The organism is Corallococcus sp. AB018 (assembly GCF_003986945.1).
In the GTDB taxonomy this organism is placed as follows: Bacteria; Myxococcota; Myxococcia; order Myxococcales; family Myxococcaceae; genus Corallococcus; species Corallococcus exiguus.
Genome location: NZ_RAWR01000115.1, coordinates 25,112 through 32,048, shown reverse-complemented (window position 1 = coordinate 32,048; position 6,937 = coordinate 25,112). Strand labels below are relative to the sequence as shown.

The following is a 6,937-nucleotide window of genomic DNA, read 5'->3' as shown; positions in this document are numbered from 1 at the left end:
GGCCCAGAGTCCCCGCATGCTCACCCGCCCCATCCCCAGCTCCGGCGAAGCCCTGCCCGTCATCGGCATGGGCACCTGGCAGACCTTCGACGTCGGCGGCGCCGCGAACGAACGCGCCCCCCTGGCCCAGGTCCTCCAGAAGTTCTTCGACTCGGGCGCGCGCCTCATCGACTCGTCCCCCATGTACGGCCGCTCCGAGGCCGTCGTGGGCGACCTGCTGAAGCAGTCCGGCCAGGAGAAGACGCCGTTCCTCGCCACCAAGGTCTGGACGCGCGGCAAGGCGGAAGGGGCGGCGCAGATACAAGCGTCCCTCCAGAAGATGGGCCACGGCCGCATGGACCTGATGCAGGTGCACAACCTGCTGGACGTGGACGTGCATCTGCCCGTGCTGCGGGAGATGAAGGCCGCGAAGAAGATCCGCTACGTGGGCGTCACCCACTACCTGCGCAGCGCCTTCGACGACCTGGAGAAGCACATCCAGGGCGGCAAGCTGGACTTCGTGCAGCTGCCCTACTCGCTCGCGATGCGCGACGCCGAAGCGCGCCTGTTGCCCGCGGCGAAGGAGCACGGCGTGGCCGTGCTCGTCATGGAGCCCTTCGACAAGGGCAACCTCTTCCGCAAGATGAAGGGCCGCCCCCTGCCGGACTGGGCCGCGGAGTTCGACTGCTCCAGCTGGGCCCAGTTCTTCCTCAAGTTCATCCTGGGCCACCCCGCCGTGAACTGCCCCATCCCCGCCACGTCCGACCCCGCCCACCTGGAGGACAACGTGAAGGCGGGCTTCGGACGGCTCCCTGATGAGAAGCTGCGCGCGCGGATGGTGAAGCTCTTCGAGTCTTGATCAGCCCGGACTACAGGTCGGGCGACGGCGAGTAGCGCAGCTCGCCGCCCGGCTCCAGCACCAGCCCGGTGCCGGGCTCGCCGGCCTCGTCGTCGCGCCCCACCTCCAGCACGCCGTCCTCCGCGTCCCACTGGCCCAGGTAGTACTCGCCACCCGCCGCCATGCACGCGCGCCCTTCGGACACCACCGTCTCCACCACTTCCTTCTTGTCACTGGTGAGGCGGTAGAGCGTCCACGTCTTGCCGTCCTCGCGGAAGCCCTTCACCAGGTCCGCCAGCTCCTCGTCGCGAGGCGTGCCGCCCGCCTTCTCCTCGCGCGCCCACTCGCGCGGCTCCTTCGCGGGCTGCGTCTTCTGCCACGCCCGCGCCAGCTCCAGCAGCTTCTGCTGGGCGGCGTCCTGGAGCGCGTGCATCGCGTCCGGCAGCTCAATCTCCTCCAGCGCCAGCAGGGCCGTCTCCAGCTGCAGCGCCTTCAGGCTCCACTCGTTCCACGCGGTCTTCAGCATCCGTGTCGCTCCCGGCCGTCGCGCCTCGTTCCGAAAGACGAAACAAGCGAGTGGGCCCGGCACGCCCCCTATCACACGCCCGGCTGCCGGGGTGCCGACCCGGCGGTGCGGACGATGTTCGCTGCCCGGCCGCTGCCTACCTTCAACCGCCAAGGGAGGCGAGCACATGACGACGACGAAGAGTCCGCAGGACGTGGTGGAGCACCTGGGCAAGCTCATCCACGGCATCAAGGTCGCGATGATGACGACCGTGGACGCCGACGGCAGCCTGCGCAGCCGGCCGATGTGGACCTACGACAAGGACTTCGACGGGGAGCTGTGGTTCTTCACCAACGACCACACCCACAAGGTGGACGAGGTGCAGAAGGACCACCACGTCAGCCTCGCCTACTCAGACCCCACCCGGGACCGGTACGTGTCCGTCAGCGGCCGCTGCGCGCTGATCCGCGACAAGGCCAAGGCCAAGGAGCTGTGGAACCCCGCCCTCAAGGCCTGGTTCCCCCAGGGTCTGGATGATCCGAACCTGGCCCTGCTGCGCGTCTCCGTCGAGAAGGCCGAGTACTGGGACACGCCCAACAGCAAGATGGTCCAGCTGGTCGGGTTCGTGAAAGCCGTCCTCACCGGCGATAAGTACCACCCGGGCGACAACCAGAAGCTCGACCGGGGCGCCCCCCGCCACAACTGACGGGAACCCGAACGGGGCCGCCGGAAGGCCGGTGGTTCCCACGCTCTCAAATCCTGACACGTGTGTCAGGGGGTGTGTGAAAGCAGGACAGCCTCAGACCTGACGCACCTGGACCCACCCGGCGAGCGCCCCCAGGGAGCTCGCCGTGGTGGGTGAGACTTTTGCCCCATGGTTGCTGTTTCTCTGACAGCGCCGTTCGTCCTGGCTTGTAGCGAGGCCCCGGCCCGAGTCATGCAGCCGAGCGCCGCCGTGGTACGAGCCGCAAACCGTCCGCACATCACGTTGAAGTGACAGACGGTTTAGAGTATCAACCATCCGCTTTCGAGATTTTCCACCTTCCGTCCGGCATTTTTGCCGGCGCCGGATGGAACGGACTCGGAGACGCTCATTGGGCGGAGCGATTTCCCGCCATTCGAAGGAATCAGGACGATGGAGAATAAGAAGAAGGTCGCGAAGCCCGAGGGCAAGCTGGCGGTGCTCATCCCGGGCCTGGGCGCGGTTTCCACCACGCTGATGGCGGGTGTGGAGCTGGCGCGGCAGGGCAAGGGCGCCCCCATTGGCTCGCTCACGCAGATGGGCACGGCCCGCCTGGGCAAGCGCACCGACGGCCGCACCGTGAAGCTCAACGAGCTGGTGCCGCTGGCCACGCTGGACGACGTCGTCTTCGGCGCGTGGGACATCATCAGCGAGGACGCCTACCAGGTGGCCGTGCGCTCGGGCGTGCTGACCGACAAGCACCTGGAGCAGGTGAAGCCCTTCCTCCAGGGCATCAAGCCGAAGCCGGGCGTGCATGATCCGGAGTTCGTGCGCCGTATCGCGGCCAACCACATCAAGGCCACGAAGACGCACCGCGAGAGCATCGAGGCCATCCGCCAGGACATCCGGGACTTCAAGAAGGAGCTCAACGCCAAGCGCGCCGTGATGGTGGTGTGCAGCAGCGTGGAGACCTTCCGCCCGCTGCCGGAGGCCTTCCAGACGCTGGCCAACTTCGAGAAGGCGCTGGACGCCAACAGCCCGGACATCAACCCCACGGCGCTCTACACCTACGCGGCCATCAAGGAAGGCGTGCCGTTCGCCAACGGGACGCCGAACGCCTCCGTGGACACGCCGGCGCTGCAGGAGATGGCCAAGCTGGAGGGCGTGCCCGTCGCGGGCCGTGACCTCAAGAGCGGCCAGACGATGATGAAGACGGTCATCGCGCCCGCGCTCAAGGCGCGCATGCTGGGCCTGGAGGGGTGGTTCTCCACCAACATCCTGGGCAACCGTGACGGCGAGGTGCTGGATGATCCCCAGGCCTTCAAGGCCAAGGAAGTGACCAAGTCGAGCGTGCTCGACACCATCCTGCAGCCGGACCTGTACCCGGAGCTGTACAACAAGTACTCGCACAAGGTGTCGATCCACTACTACCCGCCCCGCGGCGACGCGAAGGAGGGTTGGGACAACATCGACATCACCGGGTGGCTGGGCTACCCGATGCAGATCAAGGTCAACTTCCTCTGCCGCGACTCCATCCTGGCGGCGCCGCTGGTGCTGGACATCGCGCTGTTCCTGGACCTGGCGAAGCGGATGGAGTGGCGGGGCATCCAGGAGTGGATGTCCTTCTACTTCAAGAGCCCCATGGCCCACCCGGGTCTGCCGGTGGAGCACGACCTGTTCATCCAGCTGACCAAGCTGAAGAACACGCTGCGCGTCGTCGCGGGCGAAGAGCCCATCACCCACCTGGGGCTGGACTACTACGGGGATGACCTCCCGCTCGCCCGCTAAGAACGACTCCGCGTTCAAGTGGCTCGTCACCGTCATGGCGGCGGGCCACTTCACGTTGGTGGTCTCCACCGGCCGCGTCCGGTGGGAGCACGTCGCGGCGGACCTGCTGCTGGTGGTGCTGGCCTGGGCCGGCGCCGGCCCGCGGCGGTTCCTCCGCGGCGCGTTCCCGCTGTGGCTCACCGGTATGATCCTGGACAGCCAAGCGCTGTGGCTGGGGGTGCGCGGCACCATCCACACCGGCGACCTGTGGAACCTGGAGAAGCTGCTGTTCCCCGCCCCGGGCGGAACGCACTGGCCCGAGTGGTGGTCGCGTCACCCCAACACACCGTTGGACCTGCTGTGCGGCTGGGCCTACGCGGCCTACCTCTACGAGGTCTTCCTCGTGGCGCTGTTGTTCTTCTTCAAGAAGGACGTGCGCTTCGAACAGCTGTGCTGGGCCTTCTTCGTGGTGAACGCCATTGGCGTGGTCACCTACGTGATCTACCCCGCGGCTCCCCCCTGGTACGTGCTGAAGTACGGGCCGGGACTCGCGGACCTGTCGGCGCCGCCCAGTCCGGCGGGCACCGCGCGCTTCGATGCCTTCTTCGGCATCCACTACTTCGCGAACTTCTACGCCAAGAACCCCAACGTCTTCGGGGCCATGCCGTCGCTGCACGCGGCCTACCCGCTGATGATGGTGCTCGTCCTCTGGCACAAGGGCCCCGCGTGGCGGGTGGGCACCATCCTGTTCGCGCTGCTCGTCGCTTTTTCCGCCGTGTATCTCACGCACCACTATGTCCTCGACGTGCTCGCGGGAAGCATCGCGGCGGTCGTGGCCTTCGTCGTCGTGAGGGCTGTCTTCGCAAGACGGGCCATGGAAGCGCCAGGAGTGGCGCCCTTGACCCTGCCGTCTGGAGGGAACACCCGTGCATGACAACATGCTGGCCTTGCTGAGTGGCGACCTGTCCCCTTCGGCGCGCATCTGGACCGCGCTGGCGCCCGCGCTGTTCGCGGTCGCGTACTTCCTCGTGGGCCTGGTGCTCTTCTGTATCCGCTGTGCCATCAAGGGCATCCCGCGAGACGAGGAGACACTGACGCGCGGCAAGTCGGTGCTGGTGGGCTTCTTCCTGCGCCACTACTTCTTCTGGGTCATCCAGCCGCTGTGGCGGGTGCTGCTGCGCTCGGGCCTTCCGGCCAACGCGCTGTCCATGCTGTCGGGCCTGCTGGGCGTGTCGTCCGGCGTGGCGGTGGCGGCGGGCCGGTTCGCGCTGGGCGGCTGGCTGTTCCTGCTGGCGGGCGTGCTGGACGTGATGGACGGCCGCGTGGCGCGCACCCGCAAGGAGGCCAACCCCGCGGGCGCGGCGCTGGACTCCGTGCTGGACCGGTACGTGGACTCCGCCATCCTGATGGGCCTGGCCTGGTACTACCGGGACACCTGGGTGCTGCTGCCCGCGCTGGGTGCGCTGATGGGCTCCTCGCTGGTGCCGTACGTGCGCGCCAAGGGTGAAGGCCTGGGCGTGAGCGTGCGCGACGGCGCGATGCAGCGGCTGGAGCGGGTGCTGTTCCTGGGCGTGGGAACGGCGCTGTCGCCCATCCTGGAGGCGCTGTTCTGGCCGACGGAGAAGCACCCCATGCACTGGCTGGCGGTGGCGGGCCTGGTGTTCGTGGCAGTCCTGAGCAACGTCACGGCGCTGGCGCGCTTCCGCACGCTGGTGCGGGCCCTGACGCCCAAGAAGCCGGTGAAGCAGCGCTCGGGCGTGGCGCTGTTCGGCTTCAACGCGGCGGCGGGCGCCATCGCCACGGCGGTGGACTTCGTGGCGGTGCTGGGCATGGTGGAGTGGGGAGGCATCTCCCCGGTGTGGGCCACGGTGGCCGGCTGCGTGCTGGGCGGAGTGGTGAACTACTCCATCAACCGGGTCATCACCTTCCGCAGCCAGGGTGCGGTGGCGCCGCAGCTGGCGCGCTACACGCTGGTGAGCGCGACCAGCGCGCTGCTCAACGCGGGCGGCGTGGCGCTGCTCACGCTGCACCCGCAGCTGGCGTACACGCTGGGTTGGTGGCTGGTGCGCGGCGTCGTGTACTTCGCGTGGAACCTGCCGCTGCAGCGCGACTACGTCTTCAACGACAACTCGGACGAGCTCCTGGAGCAGCGGCCCCATGCGGCGTGACACGCGCGCCCGCGGCTTGAGGGCCCTGCTGGTGGGGGCCCTGCTTTCGCTTCCGGGGGTGGCGGCGGCGGGCGGCGTGCTGGGGTTGTCCTTCGACTCCAGCGACCGGTACGGAGAGAGCTTCACCTTCGTGGCGGATGCGGACGACGGCACCTATGTGACAGTGAACCTGTCGGTGACGAACATTGGCCCGGGGTCGCGCACGGGCATCTGCCGCGCCACCGTGCTGCGGCCGGGCAAGCCTGCCTGGTCGCCGCAGACGCGCATGGGGGCGAAGGAGTGGGGCTACACGCCCGACACGGACACGCTCAAGTTGGGCACGTGCACGGCCCAGGCGACGGACGCGGGCCTGACGGTGGACGCGGCGTTGGACAACGGGCGGGTGACGCTGGAGTACGCGAAGAAGCCCGAGCCGTGGTCGCCGGAGGGCTCCGTGGTGGAGAACGGCAAGGACCGCTACCGCCACGAGGTGCTGCTGGGCGCGAGCCCCGTGAAGCTGACGCTCCAGGTGCCCAAGTCCGCGGCGGTGACGCTGGCGGGCGGCGGGTACGTGGACCACTCGCGCAGCACGGTGGCGCCGGCGAAGCTGGCGAAGCGCTGGGTGCGCTTCCGCGCGATGAAGGGTCCGCAGCACATGGTGGTGCTGGCGCGCGAGGGGCAGGAGGGCGACTACGCGCCTGTCTACGTCTGGGAGGGCAAGGGGGCCGCGCGGCTCCTGGAGTCCTTCACGGTCACGCAGACGGGCACGAAGGAGAAGAGCACGTGGCGGGCGGAGCTCACCGACCGCGACGGCAAGCCGGCGCTGACTTTGCGCGGCACCTCCCTGCTTCAGCGCAGTGCACCGGTGGAGTCGCTGGGAGTGCTGAGTGGGCTGGTGCGGCCCGTGGTGGGCTCGCCGGTGACGTACCTGCTGCGGGGCGTGATGGAGCGCCCGGGCAAGGCGCCGGTGGAAGGGTTGATGGAAGTGTCGGTGGAAGGCGAGTAGCCGGCAGGGGTCT

The 6,937-nt window shown here is 68.5% G+C and carries 7 protein-coding genes; 6 read left to right on the top strand and 1 reads right to left on the bottom strand.

The window, feature by feature from the left end:
* On the top strand, positions 1-838 hold an 838-nt coding region (locus tag D7Y11_RS23915; RefSeq protein WP_233607378.1), incomplete at its 5' end, for an aldo/keto reductase.
* Positions 839-848: 10 nt separating this feature from the next.
* Here the strand turns inward: D7Y11_RS23915 and D7Y11_RS23910 are convergent.
* Positions 849-1,343 (bottom strand): hypothetical protein, encoded by a 495-nt coding sequence (locus D7Y11_RS23910; protein ID WP_120575686.1) that lies wholly within the window; start codon positions 1,341-1,343, stop codon positions 849-851.
* A 166-nt stretch (positions 1,344-1,509) separates the two neighbouring features.
* Here D7Y11_RS23910 and D7Y11_RS23905 point away from each other — a divergent pair, with 166 nt between their 5' ends.
* The 5 genes from D7Y11_RS23905 (at position 1,510) to D7Y11_RS23885 (ending at position 6,924) form a co-directional block, all read left to right on the top strand.
* Entirely contained in the window at positions 1,510-2,028 is a 519-nt protein-coding gene (locus D7Y11_RS23905) for a pyridoxamine 5'-phosphate oxidase family protein (RefSeq protein WP_121752244.1), read from the top strand.
* Between the two features lie 429 nt (positions 2,029-2,457).
* The gene (locus D7Y11_RS23900) at positions 2,458-3,792 is read left to right on the top strand and encodes an inositol-3-phosphate synthase (RefSeq protein WP_120575688.1); all 1,335 of its coding nucleotides are present in this window, start codon (positions 2,458-2,460) and stop codon (positions 3,790-3,792) included.
* Complete coding sequence (locus tag D7Y11_RS23895) at positions 3,770-4,705, top strand: phosphatase PAP2 family protein (protein ID WP_120575689.1); 936 nt, start codon at positions 3,770-3,772, stop codon at positions 4,703-4,705. The genes D7Y11_RS23900 and D7Y11_RS23895 overlap by 23 nt, the downstream gene beginning before the upstream one ends.
* Positions 4,698-5,939, top strand: a complete 1,242-nt coding sequence (locus tag D7Y11_RS23890) for a GtrA family protein (protein WP_120575690.1) — start codon at positions 4,698-4,700, stop codon at positions 5,937-5,939. The genes D7Y11_RS23895 and D7Y11_RS23890 overlap by 8 nt, the downstream gene beginning before the upstream one ends.
* Positions 5,929-6,924 (top strand): hypothetical protein, encoded by a 996-nt coding sequence (locus D7Y11_RS23885; protein ID WP_120575691.1) that lies wholly within the window; start codon positions 5,929-5,931, stop codon positions 6,922-6,924. Before D7Y11_RS23890 ends, D7Y11_RS23885 begins: the two co-directional genes overlap by 11 nt.
* Positions 6,925-6,937: the final 13 nt, after the last annotated feature.